Below are 19,910 nucleotides of genomic sequence, written 5' to 3' on the forward strand. Positions count from 1 at the left end.
GGATGCTGCGAGGTTTGGTGAGACCTGGTTGGGTAAGGGTGTGAATGGTTCTGCTGCTGGTGGGGTGTCCAATGGGTTGACTTATACGATGCCGGAGACTGGTAGTTTTAGTGTGCGTGAGGATTGGGGGGTTGGGGGTATGGCTGGGGCTACTGGTGGTGGTAGTTTGATGGGTGGTTTGAAGCCGGTGGTGCCGAAGACAGGTAATGCTGTGGCGGATTATGGGGTTGACCGGGTGAAGGATTATGTGGTGGGTGCGGGGAGCTACGCGTTGACTACTAATCTGGATGAATGGAACCGAAGAGATGCTAATAATAGTGGTCTGACTACTGTGGGAAAGGGGGCTACTGAAGATTTAGGGAAATCATTTAATCGGTGATAAAACATGTTGATAATGTTGAGACTGAGTCGCTGAATTAGCCACAAGAAAGCATTTTTGTATGAGTAAGAAAAAGAAGTCACTGGCTAGTACTGTTACTGGTGTTATTTTGGGCTTAATTGTTGTTGGGGCCGTCTTGTTATCATTTATTGATAATTCTGGTGCCCAGCATCGGGTGTGTACGGTGGTTTCAGCGGAGCTTAAATCAAATTCTAGTGGTGGTTCAAGGGGTCCTGTTCCTACTACTTCAGTGCTGGTAGAAACTGAGGAGTGTGGAAATCTAAGTGTTTCTAAGATGAATACACCGGCAGGAATGAATGAGGCTGGATTAGCAGAGTTCCTTGCGGCTAATGTTGGCAAGAAGTTCGAGTTTAATGTTATGGGGCTTTCACTGGGTAACGATATGCGAAGCTCGGATGGTATTACTTCGACGACTCCTGTTGAATAGTTCTCGGACAAGAAAACTAATCATTCCTATCCCGCCTGCCACACCATCGGCTAGGCGCCGACTCCCGCTTTAATCCCTGGTACTAATCGTGAAATTACTGCTACGCAGATCAGTAAAATTACCCACCTGAGCATTCACCGCGCACTGATCCGCCACCGACAAAGCAGTCACCTTAAGGCCACTGGCGTCCACCATCAGGTGCCCCGCGCAACCATCCGAGAACCGCACCGGGTTCTCATCCCCAGCCACCGCCTGCAACATGCCCGACGGCTTACCAGCGCTCTCCGACGAAAAGAGCGGATTGAGGCTGTCCTCGCCGCTGGGCCACACCGGCAAAAGTGTAATAGGCAGGGCGCTCTGCCCCACCGTACGAGCAGGTACCTTCACCACTACATCCGTCAGCCGCTGCACCGGGTAAGAAGTGCTCTTGTACTCCTCAGATGCAATCGCCTGCTGGGTCTGCTCTGACACCTGCTCAAGCCAGCCCTCCAACTGCTGCTCATCAGCAACCTCAGCCGCCACAGACCCCTTCACCTCAACCTGCTGGTTAGGCTTAATATCAATACCCTGCAAGGTCCAGCCGCACTCAACATTCATGTCCGTCACCATGGGCTGGTTACGCTGGCCAGAAGCCTGGCTCCACGTGACATTGGGGCAAGAGGCCCCTTCGGTCACTACCGGCACAACCTCCAGAAACTCCCCTGACAACGGCGCTTTCTGGGCACTGTAAGTAATCGTGAGGTCAATAGTTGAAGAGCTGGGGTTGTAGGTGGCCTCACGGCGCACCGACAAACCGGTGGGCAGCGGTGACTCCTGGCTGCCCGTAGCACTGAAAGGCTCCGACGGGCCGCTACTAGAAGTAACAGCCCAGTAGATACCAAAACCCGTTCCCAACAGCAGGACTACCCCCAAAACGCCCAGCCACAGGGCCTTGGAACGCGGCTCCTTAGCGTCCTTAGCCTCATCATCAGCAGGGTATTCAACCTTGTAAGCCGGCCGCTCAATCTGCTGGGGCCTAATGATCGTTGCACCCGCCGCCGCGCCAAGCACCGGGGCGTCGGGGTCCTGCACCTGCTGAATATCATCGGAGGTCAGTGCGGGGCTCAAGCCGCGCACCACCGTCTGCGGGCGGTGCACCTCGGTAAAGGCCTGCGGGTCTTGAACCGGGGTCAAAGCCGGCGTCTTCTCAAACCGGTCAGCTAAAGTGCGCAGGCGAGCTGCAGCGTCAAGAGGGTGAGACCTACGCGCCGGGTTCTTATCCAGCATCGACAGAAGCTCCTGCATGACCGGCTCAGGCAACTCAAGCGGCGGCACCTCCTTGGTCACATGCCGGTACGCCACCGTGAAATCAGTGCTCTCCCCCGCAAAAGGCGTGCGCCCAGCCAACAACTCATAGAGCATAATGCCCGTGGAATACACATCAGCGGCAGGCCCACTAGTGCCGCTCTGAATAAGCTCCGGCGGCAGATAATAGGGGGTGCCCACAATACCCGTGGTATTGGTCTGATCAGCCCTAATAATGGATGAGATACCAAAGTCCGTGACCCGCAAAGCCTCTGGCTGCAACTGCTCCGACTCACTCTCGAAGAGGATGTTATCGGGCTTAATATCGCGGTGCACCACGCCCTGCCCATGAGCATAAGCAAGAGTTTCCAGCACGGTCGCCACAAGCCGCAGCGCCACAGCGGGCCTCACAGTGCCCTGCTGGGCCAGCACATCGCGCAGCGACCCACCACCGTAATAATCCATCACCAAAGCCAGGGTGCTACCCTCAACCACCAAGTCATGAACTGTCACAATATGACGATGATCAAGACCCATCAGCACAGAACGCTCCCGCACAAACCGCTCTACCACCGCGGCGTCCTCAGCTAAGTGAGAGTGCAAAATCTTGGCCACCAAAGGGGCCTTCTGGCGAGCATGCTGCACGGACCACACCTGGCCAGAGGCACCTTTACCCACCAAACTCACCAGGGTATAGGACGCCCCTAGCGGTGCCCCAGGGGTGGTTGCTGCCATGCCAGCTCCTCAAACAGTACTCATCTACAACCTCCCAACAGTGTAGTTCACCCCAGTCAAGAGTGATGATGATATACCTTCTAAAACCCAGAGATAACAACCTTTTCTAAGCTAGTATTTACTTTCGGCTCCACACACACCACCTGAGACGGAAACTGCATGCTTTTCACCAACAAAAGTCCTCACGGCCGTACTTCTTCACGTCGCATAAAAGCCGCATCGGCGCTGGCCGTCGCAGCTACCTTCATGCTGGCTGGGTGCACCTCAGACAACACTGCCGTGATGAACGCCTCCAACGTGCTACAAAACGTCAACGTGGGCCTCACCTCGTCCGCAGAAATCTCAGACATCAGCTCCACCGTGGTCTCCTTTGACGCCTTCAGTGGCAAGTCCTCCAGCGAAGAGCAGACCTACGCCCTGCGGGACGCCGTCAACGACCTGCCCGTGCGCATCACCACCCGCTACACCACCGATCACGGCTCCGGTAACGACCTCAACGACCTAGACGGTTACACCGGTGATGTCAGCATCGACATCACCGTGGAGAATCTCACCGTGCAGCCCGAGGATCTCACCTACGATGTCGCGGGCACCCAGAAAACCAAGAGCACCCTGGTCGGGGCACCCCTATCCGTTGCTGCGTCCACCACCTTCGAAGGCGTCAAGCCGCAGAGCATCCTCTCAGAAGCCACCGTGGGCAACGGAACTACCAACGGCATTATCAGCACCAAGGAGAACGGTGACGCCTCCCTGCAGTGGGCAAAAATCCTGGCAGGGCCCAGCACCAGCGCCAGCAGCACCTTCACTGTGAACCTGCAGGCAGAAGACCTGAAAGTCCCCGAGTTCAATATCGCCGTGCACCCGGGTCTCACCAATGACCTGACCTCCTCAGGAGCCGTCAGCTCAGCATTCAGTGCTAATCAAGACTCCACCATGGAACTCATGCAGCAGACCGTTGAAGTAGTCGCTGAAGCCAACCAGGCGCTTGCCGACGCCGGTAGCACCATCTCGGACATCCGCGATAACCTCAACACCACCTCAGAATCCCTCAAGTCCTCCACCGTGCAAGAGCTGCAGCAGAGCTCAGAGCAGCTCACCGGGCAGCTATCTGACCTGCAAGAAAAGCTCTCAGGCCTGCGCACTAACCTGGACGAAAGCGCCCAGGGCTCCCAAGACGAACTCGTCGCCCAGATGCAACAAACCGTTGAATCCCTGCAGAACTTCTTTGGTCAAGAAGGCGACGATGTTCCCGCCCCCGTCTTTGACGCCGGCACTTGCGAAGTCAACATCGCCCAGCCCGCCAACGGCTCCACCGTTTACTCCAACATGGTGCAGCTCTCTAACGTCCTGGGTGCCTACAGCGAAGCCAACATCGACTGTCGCGACCAGGTGGTGGAGGTCGTCAACACCGTGCTAGGCCCCGAAAACCCCACCCCGGAGACCTGCAGGGACTCAGTCTCAGCCTCCTGCTCAGTTTTTAACTCCCAGGTCGTGCTCACCGCCAGCCTGCTGCAGTCCGCTCAGCAGACCAACCAGCTCATTGAACAGCTGAACCCCGGTGCACTCAGCGAGGTTCTGGGTAACTACCAGAGCGCCAGCGCTGCCCTCGATACCCTGCAGCAGCAGGTTGATGCGCTACAGCAGCCCGTAGCCCCCGCCCCCACCGAATCAGCTTCACCTACCCCCAGTGCTACACCCAGCACCGAGCCCAGCCCTACTCCCAGCGTCAGCCCCACAGCTACCCCACAGCCGTCTCCCCTGCCTACCCAAGAACTACTAGCCAGCCTGGACGCCATTGACCAGCACACCGAAGCTTCAAACGATCACATCGCTGACCTTGAAGAGTTGCTAGGCAGCATCAACACCACCGCTCAGGAGGCCCTGGCTGAACTCAACGTTGACACCGACGAGACCGGTTCAATACTCACCCAGAACCAGGAACTTGCTGACCAGCTCTGCCAGCTTTCAGACGGTGGCACCGCACAGGCAGGCAAACTGCCCGCTGAGGAAGTCGAGAGACTGCGCGGCTACCTAACCGATACCCCCTGCGCTGATATCGCTGAACCCGCCAGCGACGAAAAGCTCCCCACCCCGGAGAACTACCAGCAGCCACTGAGCCAGCGTCTAACCCACCAGGTAGAACTCTGGAACAGCGTGTTCACCGCAAGTGACGTGACGGGTGAAGAGTCAGAGACCACCCAGAAAATCGCTGCTATAAAGGAAGACCTCACCCAGGTCAGCGAAAAAACTGCCGCCATGCGCACCCTGCTAGAGCAAGCCGCGTCACCTGCGCCCAGCCCCTCGGCATCGCCCTCAGCAACCCCCGAACCGCAGGAACCCACCGCGGCACCTGAACCCACCCAGGAACCTACCGCCGAGCCCAGCCCCGAAACCCCGGTTGAGCCCGACACCAGCGTCCAGGCCGTTAAAGATGCCATGCCCGGGCTTCACGCCAGCTTTGATAGCCTCTCCACCAGCCTCGATGATCTCTCAGCCCAGCAGCAGAAACTCAACGACGCTCTAGCTGAGATCATCGAAGCTGCGCCGGCTGAAAATGTTGAAGAGATCAGCAGCATCCTCGCCACCCAGGCACGTAACGTCTCCCAGCAGCGCACGGACAGTGAGCTGACTATTACCGACCTCTTCTCCCAGCAGGTCACCAACCTCACCGGCACCTCAGAGAGCATCTCAACCGGCACCGAAGTGCTGCTGAAAGAGCAGGGCGATAAGCTCAACGCCGCCGCCCAGCGCCAGGTAGAAGAAGCCGATGCCCGCACTAAGTCCTCCCTGGAGCGCATCCAGCAAAGCCACGACTCCGCCACCCAGGACGTCGCCGGCGCCTCAGCAACCCTCACCGGCGAGCTGCAAAAACTCATGCTGGACGTGGGTGACACCTCAGTCAACGGCTCCGGCCTGCTTGGCTCCCTGCAAAATAACGCGGGTAGTGCGGGTAACGCCGACTACCAGCTCTCACTGGCTACCCAGAATGCAGAAAAGTACGCCACAATCCGCGAAGAGGATATGGGTGCGATCCGCCTCAAACAGGAGCAGTACAACGCCTCCCTGCGCAAGCTCTCTGCTCTGCCTGCCTTCCACCTTTCAGCGTCCTCAGGTGCCACCGTCAAGACCATCTACACCTTCACCATCGGTGGTGAGCAGTAACCGATGAAGAATAAAATCCTCAATATCGGTGTACCACTCGCCCTGATCCTGCTGATTGTGGGGCTGGTTGTCGCAGCGATCGTGAAGTACCAGGGCCAAGAAAAGGACGCCGCGGTGGCAGTCACCGTGCCCGTAGAACTCACTGCCTCAGAGCAAGCCCGTAGCTCCTCCATCGGCCTGATTCTCACGGTAGGTAACGAAGGTGCGCAGGGCTCTGAATGGAACCAAGCTGCGGCAGGAGCGCAGGTAGCTATTGAACGTTTCAACCGTTCTGGTGCCAACCTGACCCTTATCACCGAGGATGACCGAGGCACCTCAGCAGGCGCTGCGCGGGCAGTGGAGGTTCTGGCACAGCAGAACGTGTCAGGGATCGTCATCGCTTCCCGCGGCAACCACGTAGAAGAGGCAGTTAAGGCTGCCGAAGAACGCGGGATCCCCGTCATCCTCCCCTACACCGACGCGGTAGGCGGAGCCTGGTCACTGACGCCTTCACCCAGCGACGTCACCAGCCTGCTCGAAAGCCACTACAGCGGCACCCCCCGCGTGGTTCGTATTGATCAGGAAAGCTTCCCCGGGCCAGAGGTGCGGGCAGAAGAAACCGTAACGGTCAACAGTTCTAGCGATCTCGATAAGACTGCCCAAGATATCGCCCGCCGTATCTCTGATGGTAAGGCCGGTGCAGCTATCTTCATCAACGCAGATTCCTACACACAGGCCCGACTGACCCGCGCCCTGCAAGAGGCAGGCACCCAGGCCAGCATCGTGCTCGGCAACGAAGCCACCAGCCCCGCCTTCAGCGAAACCTTCACCCGGGACAACCCCTCCACCGTCATCAACGCTATGACCGTAGGGTTTAACACCGGCGATTCGGTAGCCCTGCAAGCCGACGGTCAGGGCCGTTCCATGTCTGCCTACCTGCAAATGGTCAAGATGCTGGGTGACTCCCCCGATGCCCACGGGCCGGTGGGCGAACAGCCGTTTAGTGACGTCGCAGCTAGCGCAGACGCCAGAAGCCACGACGCGGTTGTAGCCCTGGTACGAGCAACCGAAAAGGCACCTTCGGCGAAACCCAAAGATATCAAAAAGGAGCTGGGAACGCTAACCCTCTCCCCGTCCGATGGCATCACCGCCGCTGGTCTTGATTTCTCCCAGCCGCACGCAGTGGCAGGCTCACCGGCCCTGCTCTCCGCCACGCTGGAGGATGTCACCATTCGCACGTCACCTAGGGATGAATCGGCGCATATCGTCTGGTTCGCAGCCTCCTAACCACCTCCCTGCCCCTCCCACAGCCAAAGGGCTTCCTATGCGCATTCACATAAGCATTGATTCTCTGCACCGCTCAGTTCATGTTGATAGCTGGCGCGGTAGCACCACGCTCGGCGAGCTGATTGAAGCCGTAGGAGGGCCACGGCTGGGCGAAAATGAGCAGGTCTATATCGACGCTCACCTCGCACAGGCAGAAGATACGCTAGAGAAACTGCCCCTGCTAGAAGGCTCGCGCATCGCGCGTTCCCCCCTACCTGAAACCACTACTCTTCCGGGGTGGGTGGTGAGCGTCAGTGCCGGGTTAGAAACAGGCGAGATCAAACCGGTCACCCGCACCCGCCCCATGGTCTTTGGCCGGTCAGAGCAAGCGGACATCGTGCTGCCGACCAGTAGCGCCTCCTGGGAGCATTTCACCGCCACCCTTACCCCCGACGGGCTAGAGATCCAGGACAGCGGCTCCACCAACGGGACCTACCTGCAGAGTGAAAAGCTTGAAGCGGGTAGCCCGGTGACCATTACCGAACCGGCAGAGGTACAAGCCGGCGGCTCCACGCTGTTTTTCCAGCCCCACCTCACCGAGTTCACAGCACCTGCCCCCGGGCGCCTACACAACCTCACACCCGCTAGAACCGCTCCTTTCAACCGCCCGCCCCGCCCAGCCCTGCCAGAGCTCCCCGGTTACGTCACTCCCCCCAAACGAGAACCGGTCACAGAAAACTCCAGATTTAACCTGGCAGTGGTGCTAGCTCCCCTAGTCATGGCAGCTGCCATGGTCACCATCATGGGTAACCTCAGATTCGCGGTCTTTGCCCTGCTCAGCCCGCTCGTGCTCATCGGCACCTGGTTTGAAGGTAAACACCGCTACAAGAAACAGCTGGCCGCAGAAGAAGAACGGTTTGCCGGCGCCCTGGCAGACTTTGAGCGCGACCTTGAAGAAGCCGCAGAGACAGAACGTGCCCGCAGAGAAGAACTAACCCCCGATAACGCCCCCGTGCTGCGCCGCAGCGCCCTACCCTCAACCCAGCTCTGGCAACGCCGAGCAGACTCCGCCGACTTTCTGCTCACCAGGGTGGGAACCGGCAACCGGGACTGGCGCCCCGAACTCGACAAACGCGCCCACCCGGATCTCGAAGAGGAAACAAAAGAACTCTACGATTCCTTTACCCTCAAAGGCGCCCCACTCATGGCCAACCTCAACCAGGGTGGCGTCGTGGGTATCGTTGGCCAAAGAGAAGGCTGCCTGGCCCTAGCCCGCAGCCTGGCCCTACAAGTGGCCACCCACGCAGGGCCGGCCGATCTCACCCTCGCCCTCTTCTGCGACCACGGCAAGGAGCAGGACTGGAGCTGGGCGTCCTGGCTACCCCACACACGCCAAGCAGGCAGCGTCACCGGCGGACGCTGGATGGCCTCGGGCCGCCAAACCAGCACCGAGATGCTGCGCAACATCCTGCAAAACATCGACCACTTCATCACCCCAGCTCTGGTGCTGGTGTTGGACTCCGAGGTGCTTACCGAAGGGCGCGACGCCCCGGCCCGTGACCTCCTGGGATACGGCAGAGAAACCACTGGCCGGTCCCTGGGCTTTGGGAACCAGCAGGAGCCACGCACAGTCTCTGGCATCGTAATCGCCAGCTCCGAAGAACAGCTGCCTGCCTCCTGTACCAGCATCGTGCGCGTACGAGAGGACGCCGACGCCGAAATCTTCGAACCCGAAACCCGCACCCTCATCAAAGATGTGGTGCTCGCCGGGCTGGGGCTCGAGCAGACAGAGACAGCCGCCATGCAGCTCGCCCACTTCGATGACCCCGAACTGGTCATCCCCGGCGCTGCCCTGCCCCGCCTGGTACGCGCCCCAGAGCTCTTTGACCTAACCCCAGCAACCGCCCAAAAAGTGCAAAAACTGTGGAAAGAAAAGAGCGGGGTCTCAGCCCCCATCGGCATTGGCGACGACGGTCAGGTAGTGCTCGATATTGTGCGCGATGGCCCCCACGGCCTGGTCGGTGGCACCACCGGCTCCGGCAAAAGCGAATTCCTGCGCACCTTCGTGGCAGGTCTCGCCGCACGCAACTCACCCGATGAGCTCAACTTCATTCTCATCGACTTCAAGGGCGGTGCCGCCTTCAAAGCCTGCGAACGACTACCGCACACCATCGGCACCATCAGCAACCTGGACGAACAGCTCGCCGACCGAGCCCTGCGGGCTCTGGACGCCGAAATGCACCGCCGCCAGGTGCTCTTCTCCCAGGCGGGTGAAGGCGTCGATAACATCAAAGACTATATGGCCACCAACCCGCCCGAGCCTATGCCCCGCATCCTGCTGGTCATCGACGAGTTCGCTATGCTGGCCAAGGACTTCCCCGACGTGCTGCAGTCCCTGGTCAACGTGGCAGCAGTGGGCCGAACCCTGGGTGTGCACATGATCCTGGCGACCCAGCGTCCAGCCGGTGTGGTCAATGATGACATTCTCGCCAACACCAACCTGCGCGTGGCCCTGCGCGTGCAGAGTAAAGAGGACTCCTCTAACGTTATCGGCGTGCCCGACGCATCGGCCATTGAACGCACCCAGATGGGCCGCGCTTACGTGAAACTGGGCCAAGAGGACATCTCGGCAGTTCAGACTGCCTTGGTTACCGGTCAAACTCCGGTCGAAGGTGCCACACAGCTAGAGCTGAGAGACAGCAGCATCTTTGGGGTGCCCCAGAAATCCCTGGTCGATAAACCAAAAATTATCTCGGATGAAAACGACCTAGACCTACTGATTACCGCCATCTGTCAAGCCCACCAGGAGCTGGGGCTGGTAGAACCCCGCCAGGTCTGGCCCGAAGCCCTGGGCAAGCGCGTAGCCCTAGACGGTTTCTCAGAACCCATCGTCACCGATCTGGGTAAAACCCAGCAGCCGGTTGGCTCTTTTGACGGCAAGCACCTGCACTTTGCACTAGCCGATCAGCCCCACCTGCAACGTCAAATCTCCACAGGCTGGGATCTGGGCAAGGGTAACCTCATGCTGGTTGGCATTCCCGGCAGCGGCACGACCACCACCCTGGCGTCCCTGGCTCTCACCGCAGCCCGCCATCGTTCCCCTGCAGAAGTAGACATCATGGTGCTGGACGTTGGCGCAGGCGGCCTCAAAGATCTACAGATGCTGCCTCACACCATTGCCTACGTGGGGCACGGTGGGCGCGCTAAAGAACAGCGCGTCAGGTTTTTGCGGTTCCTGCAGGCAGAGCTAGAACGCCGCCGCGCCAGTTCAGCCCCCGAAAAACCCCTGCTCATTCTCATTGACGGTCTGGCAAGCCTGCGCGATGAATTTGACGACTACGACGGGCAAACTCTGCTCAACCTGCTCTACCGCGCCTACGCCGAGGGCCCGTCCCTGGGCATGCACTTTGCCATCGCCACCCCGCGTATCAAAGCTATACCCACCGCTATGGATGAAGTCACCACCCAAAAGTGGCTCTACCGCCTGGCCGATGCCTACGACTACTCAGGCCAGGGCGTCAAGGGCAAGACCGTCCCTGCGCCCATCGCAGGCCGATGCGTGAGCGTCGAGCACCTGCTGCAAATGCACGTGGCAACTCCCGATACCTCCCTGGCTGAAGCGGTAGGAAAGGTCCAGGCTATCTGGCCTACCGCTGAGCCTAAACCCGAGGTAATTGGCCAACTACCCACCGAGGTTAAGGTGGCAGAGCTGGGTGCTCATGCTGATGTTTCAGGTGAACCCTGGCGTCTACCTGTGGGACTAGGTGAGCAGAACCTTCTACCTGTTTACTTGGAAACATACCAGGGTGAGCATATTCTAATTGCCGGGCCTGCCCGCTCTGGCAAGTCCACCCTCCTGCTGGCCCTTCGTAACGTCCTAGAACAAGCCCATACGGCAGACGGTGGCCAGCAGCCCAGTATCTGGGCCATCTGCTCCCGCCGCTCCCCCCTAGCCCAAGAAGGCTTCGAGCACTGTGCCGTGGGCGATGACGAAATCCCGGCACTAGTAGCCCAGCTCCGTCTATCTACCGGCCCTTCTGTGCTGCTCATTGATGACGCCGACGGCTTTGCTGATGGCGATAAGTCAATTAGCAGCCTGCTAGATCAGCCCCTGCCGGGCCTCTGCATTATCGCTGCCGGCAGGTCAGACGAGCTACGCACGCTCTATAGCCACTGGACCAAAACCCTGCGCAAAGCAAAATGCGGAGTGCTCCTGCAGCCTAACGTCGACCTTGACGGCGACCTCTTTGGCGCACGCCTACCGCGCAAGGCACCCGTTGAGATTACCCAGGGCCGTGGCTACGCTATCTCTAACGGAGCCGTCCAGCTCATCCAGGCAGTCAGCCCTTAGATTTAAGTCTCGCGGCATAACACCAGTGAACTGGTGGACACTAAGCAAGAGTGGGAACAAACTTAACAGGTGGTCTAAAAACTTTTGTCAAAACTGGCACTATTTTTAGACCAGTTATCTGGGGCACAGTAGAACCCATGACTGAAAACCAGACCACCGAAACCACCGGCTCACCCCTGCTCAAGACCGGGCTAGCTGACATGCTCAAAGGCGGCGTCATCATGGACGTCGTCACCCCCGAACAAGCAAAAATCGCTGAGGACGCAGGCGCCGTCGCCGTCATGGCACTAGAACGAGTGCCTGCAGACATACGTGCCCAGGGCGGTGTCGCACGCATGAGTGACCCCGACATGATTGAGGGCATCATCGATGCCGTCTCCATCCCCGTCATGGCTAAAGCCCGCATCGGCCACTTTGTTGAAGCCCAAATCCTGCAGCACCTGGGTGTGGACTACATCGACGAATCTGAGGTGCTCTCACCTGCTGACTACGTCAACCACATCGACAAGCAGGGCTTCACCGTGCCCTTTGTCTGCGGCGCTACCAACCTGGGCGAAGCCCTGCGCCGCATTACCGAGGGTGCCGCCATGATCCGCTCCAAGGGCGAAGCTGGCACCGGCGACGTTTCAGAAGCCACCAAGCACATCCGCACCATCAAAACCCAGATCGCCGAGCTGCAGGCTCTGCACACTACCGCGCCAGACCTGCTCTACGTCAAGGCTAAAGAGCTGGCCGCTCCCTACCAGCTGGTTCAAGAAGTAGCGCGCACCGGCCAACTGCCCGTGGTGCTCTTTACCGCTGGTGGCGTCGCTACTCCCGCGGACGCTGCCATGATGATGCAGCTGGGCGCTGACGGCGTCTTTGTGGGTTCCGGTATTTTCAAGTCCGGCAACCCCGAGGCGCGTGCCAAAGCAATCGTCAAGGCAACCGCTTTCTACGATGAGCCTGCTGTGGTGGCTGAAGCCTCCCGCGGTTTGGGCGAAGCAATGGTGGGCATCAATGTTTCCGACCTGCCTGCGCCCCACCGCCTGGCAGAGCGCGGCTGGTAACCGGCAAAAGTTCTCGGCATCTCAGTAAGACACGAGCGGCGGTTTGCCGGTGAGCACCCTTGAACGCTAGCCCCGAGCCAGGTCATCGGCACACCACCGCCTGCGTCCACCCGTAAAAAACCCGGAATCATGTTTCCCCAACTTTTTGTAATTACAAGAGGAAGGCGCCTATGAGCCACCTACCCGGAACCGGTAAAACCGTAGGGATCCTAGCCCTGCAGGGTGGAGTTGCCGAGCACGCAACCCTCTTGGAAAGTCTGGGAGCGCAGGTTCGGTTAGTTAAAAAGCCTGAGCAGATAGAGGGTCTGGACGCCCTGGTTCTACCCGGCGGCGAATCCACCGTTCTTAACCGTCTCACCCGTCTCTTTGGGCTGCGTCAGCCCCTGATGGACGCCATAAACGGCGGATTACCCACTCTGGGCACCTGCGCCGGGCTCATTATGCTGGCTGACCGGGTGGAAGACCCGGTAGCAGGCCAGCAAACCCTTGGGTGCATGGGCGTGACGGTTCGACGCAATGCTTTTGGCCCGCAGGTCAATTCTGCCGAAACCACTCTTGACTGGGGTAACCAGGGGAACCAGGTGGGCGTCCGTGCGGCCTTTATTCGCGCCCCGCTGATGGTAGAGGTGAGCGCTGGGGTGGACGTGTTGGCCCGCTACCGCGGAGAAATTGTGGGTGTTCAGCAGGGCAAAATCATCGGCATTTCTTTCCACCCCGAGCTGACCGGCGACACCACGGTGCACCGGCACCTGCTGAGTTTGACCTAAACAGTGCCGTACGTGCAACATAAGAAAGTTGTTGCACTTATTTCACTTAACGTTAATGAACTGCGCGAGCTGGAACTCGCTCTGGGGTTTTACTGGCACTGAATAAGTAAATACAACCGTTATGAATAAACCTCGTCGCTCATGGAAGATACGCTCTCTTCTATGAGCGACGATGTTTATAAGGTAGCAAGAGATGCCAACTTACTTCTCAGCAAACCACTGCGGGGCCGGGTGCTCATGCCCTGCTAATGATGCTGTCGATGCTATCAATCAGGTATTTACTTCACAGAGTATCCTGGATGAGTTCGGCTACCACTGGCGATGGTCTAATGTAGCATTCTGCTCTAGAAGCTAGACCCGCCGCCACCGCCGCTGAAGCCACCGCCGCCCCCAAAGGATGAACCGGAGCTAAACCCGCTACCACCGGTGTCATCACTACCGCTACTGGGCGTGACGTTACTACCTGAATAGAGCAGAGGAGCTACCATATAGAGCGGCAACCAGCTATTAAAGGTACCGGCATAGCGGGTGTACTTTTTCCCGTTTTCCTCCTCTTCCTTACGCAGTTTTTCGTCTTGCTCTTCAGTACTCTCAGCAGGTGGCTTGCGGTTAGCGTAGCGGTACTTGATGTAGGAGGCACGCATCTCGTCGGAGATTTCCAAGCCAGGGTTTTCCTCCTGGTGGCGCCGCATCTCTTCTTTGGCTTTGCGGGCTACCTTGCGGTAATCCAGCCAGACCCAGGTGCCCGTGACGGCGCCAAGAAGGGCCAGTATGCCGGCCACGACCCAGCCGATATAGCTGGGTGTACCTTCACCCTCGTCATAAGCGCTACCTTCGCCGTCAGCCAGCAGGTAGAGCTCAGTGACAGTATCGGTGAGCCCAGCGGCATAGTTTTCGTCAGCAAGGGCGGGGCTTAGAACCTTACCGGCAACGTCCTGAGCTTCACTGTCGCTAATCTGCTCACCGGCACCGTCTGCTACAGCAATATAGATTTCCCGCCCACCCATATCAACTACTACCACCACGCCGTTGTCTTCACCCGCGTCCCCTACACCCCAGGCGTCGCCCAGAGCGGTGGCGTAGTCAGAAATGCCGCCAGGGGCGCTGTCGGTGGTATGCACGACCACCCGGGCAGCGCCCGTGCCAGAGTTTTTGCGGTCGATGAGCGCGCTCAGCTCGGTTTCTTCGCCGTCAGTCAGCAGTTCGGCGCTATCAAGTACGTTGCCGTTGGGTGGAGGGGCGGGCAGTTCCTGCCCCTGGGCAGGGAGCCCCAGTGCCAGGGCACCGGCGGTAGCCAGCAGAAGCAGGGCGGGTTTACGAGCGGTCATGGCTTCCACCTTTCTAGCCGTTATTGGCAAGCTGTTATATCCACCTTACTCAAGCAGTAGACTCCCTACCTCCACCGAGCGGAGGATATTAGAGGGGTAGGTGCGCCCTAGAAAGTGCTGACGCCACTTGCCTCCTGGGCGCGGTAGGCAAAATTCTGCAGGACGCCGCGTAACCCGGTAGACGCCGGGTGCACCGCATAGTCAACAGTAAAGAGGGCGGGTGCACCGGCGTCATTGGTCCAGATCACCTGCCACATAGCCGCGAACTCCTCGGCAAGGGGAGAGCTTTCTGGCACCTGTACACGCAGACTAGTTTCCAGATTAAAGCCGCTCACGTTGCGGCGGGTAAAGTTCCCCGACCCGGCAAGGATCTGGCACTGTCCCGGGGTGAAAACTGCCAGGTACTTGGGGTGGAACTGCTCGCCGTGGGTCTCGTACCAGCGCACCTCTACCTCGGCCTTCACCAGTTCAGCTGCCACCGGCTTACCCGGTAACCCGGTTTTCCTACGCCCAAAGGCGTCGATGTTCTGGTCCAAAATGACCTGCACCTGCGCACCGCGGGCAGCAGCACCCTTGAGGGCAGAGATAATACTGCGTTCAGAAAGGTAGAACATCCCCAGGAGAACCCGGTCACCGCAACCGGCGCCCGCCAGCATCTTTAAGGCAGCATCACGAATACCTGTCTCAGTCACCAGCTGAACCTGCGCGCTGCCTGCCGCGGCGGCGTCCTCACCTGTCTCAGAATCGAGTGCCAGCCAAGAGGCGAAACGCTCAAAGACCGCAGGATCTCCGCCAGAGAGCCGATACACCGCAGCTTCACTTGCCACTAGATCAGCTAGCACCGGTCCGGTGCCCCAGAACCCCAGGTTGTTGTTAGGGGCAGAAGCATCGTGCGGGTTAGCTGAGCTGACCACCGCTTCGTACTCGTTGATAGCCACCTTGCGGTGATTTGCCTTAAAATTCAGCAGGCGCAGGTAAGAGCCCAGGCTCACCTTGGGAGCAGAAGGAGCGAGTGGATTAGGTAGAACGCCGGGCAGCTCCGGCAAGTGCCGCAGATAGGTGCGGTAGAAGCTGGAGTAGAGGGGGTGAGAGTCGCGCAGCGGCTCAAGGTTAGTTTCCATCACCTGCACCCCGGCGGTACGCAGAGCCTCAAAATGGGGCTGGGGCGTGCTGCCGTAGAAAGTGTTCATGGGGTCGGTGATAAGCACTATCGCAACATTTGGCGCGTCCGCTCGCTTAGCCAGGAGGGCGTCGGTCAGCCGCTGGGCTAGAGCGGGGTAGGTGCCGGCAGGCTGGCTGTAATCGGCGTTGAAGAGGAACATGTCCAGCACCAGGAAGCGCTCGGCTCGGTCAATGAGCTGCTCCACGGCGTCAAAAATCTGCTGGTCAGAGATACTTTGCCCATCAGCTCGGTAGGTGAGGTCAACCAGAAGGCGCACCTGCCCCGTGTGGACGCGCCCACTGACATTCAGACCGGCGGGCAGGGCACGGCGGGCGGCAGCGACCCCCACCAGTACTGGGGCAGCAAGAAGTGTGGCTGTTGTGAGCTTGACGATAGGGTGCATAAACCCAATCTATCGATTAACTCTTGATTTTGTGCACTCTATATTTCCTTGACTGTGCCCTGGGGGTACTCCGATGACCCTAGAACCACCCGTACCCCGCTTGCAGATTTTCCTTACATGTGTAAACTTTACAAACGTAAGGAAAATCTAGGCAGAAGAAACGCATGACCACCGACCCCCGCCCCGCACGCTCCCGCACCGCCCTCATTCACGCCATCACCGACGTTCTGACACAGCAAACTCCTGACGCCATCAACATCACAGACATTGTTAAGGCCGCTGGCGTCAGTCGCCCCACCTTCTACCAGCACTTCCCAGACACCACGGCACTCACCCGCGCCGCTGCACTTGAAAAGCTCAAAGCAACCTTCGCTGCTGTTGACGCACAAAATCTCACCCCCGAGACTGAGGGCTTCACCAACCGGTTCACCACCGCTCTCCTCCTCGAGTTACGTGATGATGCCACCTTCTGCCGCAACGTACTCAAAACCGCCGGTGACTCCGCCCTGATGAGCGAACTCGTCAGCTTTCTTAGTAACCGTCTGCTCAACCACTCCCCCTTTGCGGCCGAAGTGCGGTCCAAGACCATAGAACACGAAAGTTACGCCGAGTTTATTGCTGCTGGCATGAGCTGGTCGGCAATGCGCTGGCTGTGCACGGACTTCACCGGAAATAACGCCCCCGAGGCTATGGCAGAACGGCTCACCGCCACGGTCCGCGCGGCAACCTACTAAACCATCAGAACCGAACCTACCTGCCACAAGATTTTAAAAGCCGAAAGAAGAATTAAGATGTCGTCACACCGAGCTAAAAAACCGCAGCTCAACGACCGCTTTAACGTTATGAAGTACCTGGTGCTACTAGCGGTCATCATCATCCCTTCCGTCTACGCAGGGGTGCTGACCTGGGCTAACTATGATCCCACGGGCAGGATTGATACTGTGCCTGCTGCCATCGTCAATGAAGATCAGCCTGCGCAACCATCAGAGGGTGATCAGCTCAATCTGGGGGCAGAAATCACCGATGAGCTACTGAGCAACACCAGCACCAGCAATTTCAACTGGCGGGTGATGGAGGCGGATACAGCCAGCAAAGCACTTGAGGACGGTGAGGTCATGGCAGTTTTGACTATCCCCTCAGATTTCTCTGCCAACGTAGTTTCCGTTTCTGATAACGATCCAGCAGCGGCCCGCAAGGCACAGTTAGATATTGCCACCAATGATGGGTCTAATTTTGTCGCTGGCAATATCGCCAACGTTCTGGGCACCTCGGTGGCTGACCGCCTCAAAGAGCAGGTAACGGATCAGTACCTGCAAAACATCTACGCCGGTTTCACGACCCTGCACGATTCTCTGGGTGAAGCTGCCAACGGCGCGAGTCAGCTGACCGACGGCGCTACCAGTGCTAAAGACGGCAGTGACGAGCTGGTTCTGGGCCTGAATGACCTCAAGAGCGGCGCCGATTCACTGGCATCCGGCTCTAACGACCTTGCTACCGGCGCTGCCAGCGCTCGTGATGGTGCCGGTTCGCTGGCGCAGGGTGCGGGTTCTTTGGCGACCGGCGCAAACGATGTGAATACCGGCGCCGGCGCCCTAGACGATGGCAGTAGCAAGGTAGCTGAAGGTGCCAGCAGTATCAATGACGGTGCAGGTCAGCTCTCAGAAGGCGCAACCAGCGCTAAGGAGGGCGCGAGCGCTCTGTCCACCGGAGCTACTTCGGTGAATGAGGGTGCGAGCGCTCTGTCCACCGGAGCTACTTCGGTGAATGAGGGTGCGGGTTCTTTGGCGACCGGCTTGGATCAACTTAATACCGGGGTTTCTGGACTACCCGCCCAGGCCGATGCGCTGGCTGCTGGCACGCAATCGCTGGCTGATGGTGCCGCGGGCCTTGCCACCGGCGCACAGGATCTTGAAGAGGGTGCCGGGCAAGTTTCTGAGGGAGCTTCTGCCCTATCTGAAGGTTCTGTTGCGGCTCTTGAAGGTGCACAGCAGCTGGACGCTGGTGCTGTGGCTCTGCGTGATGGCACGGGGGTCTTGGCGGAAGGTGCGGACAAGGTTTCCACCGGTACTCAGACTCTGATTGATAACTGGGCTCTACTGACTGACGAACAGAAGCTGGCTGCCGTTCAGGAACTTAAAGTCGGAGCTGACGCGGTCAGCACCGGCGCCAGTACATCCCACGCGGGTGCCAGCACCTTAGCCGAGGGCACCACTGCCCTTGTGGGTGACCAAAACGGTGGCCTCACCAAACTTTCTGCCGGGGCAGGCACCCTAGCGACCGGGGCGTCGTCCCTAGCCACCGGAGCAACTACGCTCTCTGACGGGGCTGACACCCTATCAGCCGGCGCCACCGAACTGAAGGATAAGGCAGCCGCCCTCCCTGAGGGTGTAAGCACCCTAGCAGATGCTATCTCCCAGGCTTCTGATGGGGCAGACGCTCTAGCGCAGGGAACCGAGAAGCTAGCGGGCGGTGCCACCGGCCTCTCTGAAGGCACGGACAAACTGGCAAGCGGCGCGTCCGATCTTGCCACCGGCACCGACACTCTGGCTACTGGCGCATCTGACCTGGCGGCAGGCACCGGGACCCTGGCAACGGGGGCATCTGATGTATCAGCAGGTGCTACCGCCCTGCACGATGGCACCGGCAAGCTGGCAAGCGGCGCAGGTGATCTCTCATCAGGTGCCGGCACCCTGGCAGATGGAACCAGCGAACTGGCCTCCGGGGCGCAGACTCTTGCAGACGGTGCGGGGCAGCTCAATACCGGCACAGGCAGTGCGGTGGACGGCGCGAGCTCGCTTTCCCTTGGCCTGGGAGATTTGGAGGAGGGCAACCAGAAGCTCTCCACCTCCCTGGGTGAAGCAGTAGATGAGGTTCCCGCCTTTAGTACCGAGCAGGCGCAGCAGCTAAGTAACGTGACCTCCAACCCGGTCACACTAGAGAAGTCCCGCCTGAATGAGGTAGCTACCTACGGTCACGGCCTGGCCCCGTATTTCATGTCACTGGGTATGTGGGTGGGTGCGATTGCCTACTTCATGATGTACCCTGCGATCTCCCGCAAGTTCGCCCGCAGCGGTCACTCCGGCCTCGCTACTTTGCTGGGCGCGCTCATTCCGGTGGGCGTTATGGGCGCGATCCAAGGCCTCGTGGTTGCTCTGGTCCTGCACTTCATAGTGGACATCAACATGGCCTCTTTCTGGGGCATCGCCGCTTTCTCTATGCTGACCTCTATCGCCTTCATGACCATTAACCAGGCGCTCATCGCCCTGCTGGACGCCCCAGGCAGGTTCATCGCGCTCATTCTGACGGTTCTGCAGGTGGGGGCATCGGGCGGCACCTACCCCATCGAAACAGCCCCGGGCTTCCTACGTGCTGTTCACCCCTGGCTACCGCTCACCCACTCCCTGCAAGGCCTGCGTTCCCTCATTGCCGGTGGAACCCTGGGCATTGCTAGCGGGGTGCTCTGGCTGCTGGGCTGGACGCTGGTTGCCGTTGCGGGCACTGCCTTCAGCATCTGGGTGCGCCACCGCCGCGAAGAACGTGCTGAAGTAGCCCTAGCAGCGGCACGGCAGGCGCAGGCGGTCTAGCAAGGCAGCTTTT

The 19,910-nt window shown here is 59.2% G+C and carries 12 protein-coding genes; 9 read left to right on the forward strand and 3 right to left on the reverse strand.

The features are described 5' to 3' along the window. Both ABD982_RS09445 and ABD982_RS09450 read left to right on the forward strand, forming a co-directional pair. A partial coding sequence (locus tag ABD982_RS09445; protein ID WP_345446846.1) for a hypothetical protein occupies positions 1 to 379 on the forward strand: 379 nt, incomplete at its 5' end. A gap of 61 nt (positions 380 to 440) precedes the next feature. After that, entirely contained in the window at positions 441 to 827 is a 387-nt protein-coding gene (locus ABD982_RS09450) for a hypothetical protein (RefSeq protein WP_237225351.1), read from the forward strand. Between the two features lie 69 nt (positions 828 to 896). Here the strand turns inward: ABD982_RS09450 and ABD982_RS09455 are convergent, their stop codons facing one another. Next, positions 897 to 2,846 carry a serine/threonine-protein kinase gene (locus ABD982_RS09455; protein ID WP_345446854.1) on the reverse strand — a complete coding sequence of 650 codons (1,950 nt, stop codon included), beginning with the start codon at positions 2,844 to 2,846 and terminating at the stop codon, positions 897 to 899. 159 nt (positions 2,847 to 3,005) lie between these two features. Here ABD982_RS09455 and ABD982_RS09460 point away from each other — a divergent pair, with 159 nt between their 5' ends. The 5 genes from ABD982_RS09460 to pdxT all read left to right on the forward strand — a co-directional run bounded on the left by ABD982_RS09460 (position 3,006) and on the right by pdxT (position 13,420). Then, a complete protein-coding gene (locus ABD982_RS09460; protein WP_345446857.1) occupies positions 3,006 to 6,008 on the forward strand; it encodes a hypothetical protein in 3,003 nt (1,000 codons plus the stop codon). Positions 6,009 to 6,011: 3 nt separating this feature from the next. Next, positions 6,012 to 7,274: an ABC transporter substrate-binding protein gene (locus ABD982_RS09465; RefSeq protein WP_345446860.1), complete on the forward strand. Its 1,263-nt coding sequence runs from the start codon at positions 6,012 to 6,014 to the stop codon at positions 7,272 to 7,274. A 37-nt stretch (positions 7,275 to 7,311) separates the two neighbouring features. Beyond that, positions 7,312 to 11,604 (forward strand): type VII secretion EssC family protein, encoded by a 4,293-nt coding sequence (locus ABD982_RS09470; RefSeq protein ID WP_345446861.1) that lies wholly within the window; start codon positions 7,312 to 7,314, stop codon positions 11,602 to 11,604. A 137-nt stretch (positions 11,605 to 11,741) separates the two neighbouring features. Next, the gene (gene pdxS / locus ABD982_RS09475; protein WP_345446865.1) at positions 11,742 to 12,653 is read left to right on the forward strand and encodes a pyridoxal 5'-phosphate synthase lyase subunit PdxS; all 912 of its coding nucleotides are present in this window, start codon (positions 11,742 to 11,744) and stop codon (positions 12,651 to 12,653) included. A gap of 170 nt (positions 12,654 to 12,823) precedes the next feature. Further along, on the forward strand, positions 12,824 to 13,420 hold the full coding sequence (pdxT, locus tag ABD982_RS09480; protein ID WP_345446868.1) for a pyridoxal 5'-phosphate synthase glutaminase subunit PdxT: 597 nt from the start codon (positions 12,824 to 12,826) through the stop codon (positions 13,418 to 13,420). A 344-nt stretch (positions 13,421 to 13,764) separates the two neighbouring features. On the opposite strand, the gene ABD982_RS09485 is transcribed toward pdxT, so the two are convergent. Continuing rightward, positions 13,765 to 14,748, reverse strand: a complete 984-nt coding sequence (locus ABD982_RS09485; RefSeq protein ID WP_345446871.1) for a TPM domain-containing protein — start codon at positions 14,746 to 14,748, stop codon at positions 13,765 to 13,767. Positions 14,749 to 14,855: 107 nt separating this feature from the next. Beyond that, positions 14,856 to 16,313, reverse strand: coding sequence for a phospholipase D-like domain-containing protein (locus ABD982_RS09490; protein WP_345446874.1), 1,458 nt, complete (start codon positions 16,311 to 16,313; stop codon positions 14,856 to 14,858). Positions 16,314 to 16,477: 164 nt separating this feature from the next. Between ABD982_RS09490 and ABD982_RS09495 the strand changes: the two genes are divergently transcribed. Both ABD982_RS09495 and ABD982_RS09500 read left to right on the forward strand, forming a co-directional pair. After that, positions 16,478 to 17,047 (forward strand): TetR/AcrR family transcriptional regulator, encoded by a 570-nt coding sequence (locus ABD982_RS09495; protein ID WP_345446876.1) that lies wholly within the window; start codon positions 16,478 to 16,480, stop codon positions 17,045 to 17,047. Between the two features lie 57 nt (positions 17,048 to 17,104). Beyond that, positions 17,105 to 19,897, forward strand: a complete 2,793-nt coding sequence (locus ABD982_RS09500) for a YhgE/Pip family protein (RefSeq protein ID WP_345446879.1) — start codon at positions 17,105 to 17,107, stop codon at positions 19,895 to 19,897. Positions 19,898 to 19,910 lie beyond the last annotated feature (13 nt).

Source organism: Rothia endophytica (assembly GCF_039543885.1).
Taxonomy (GTDB): domain Bacteria; phylum Actinomycetota; class Actinomycetes; order Actinomycetales; family Micrococcaceae; genus Rothia; species Rothia endophytica.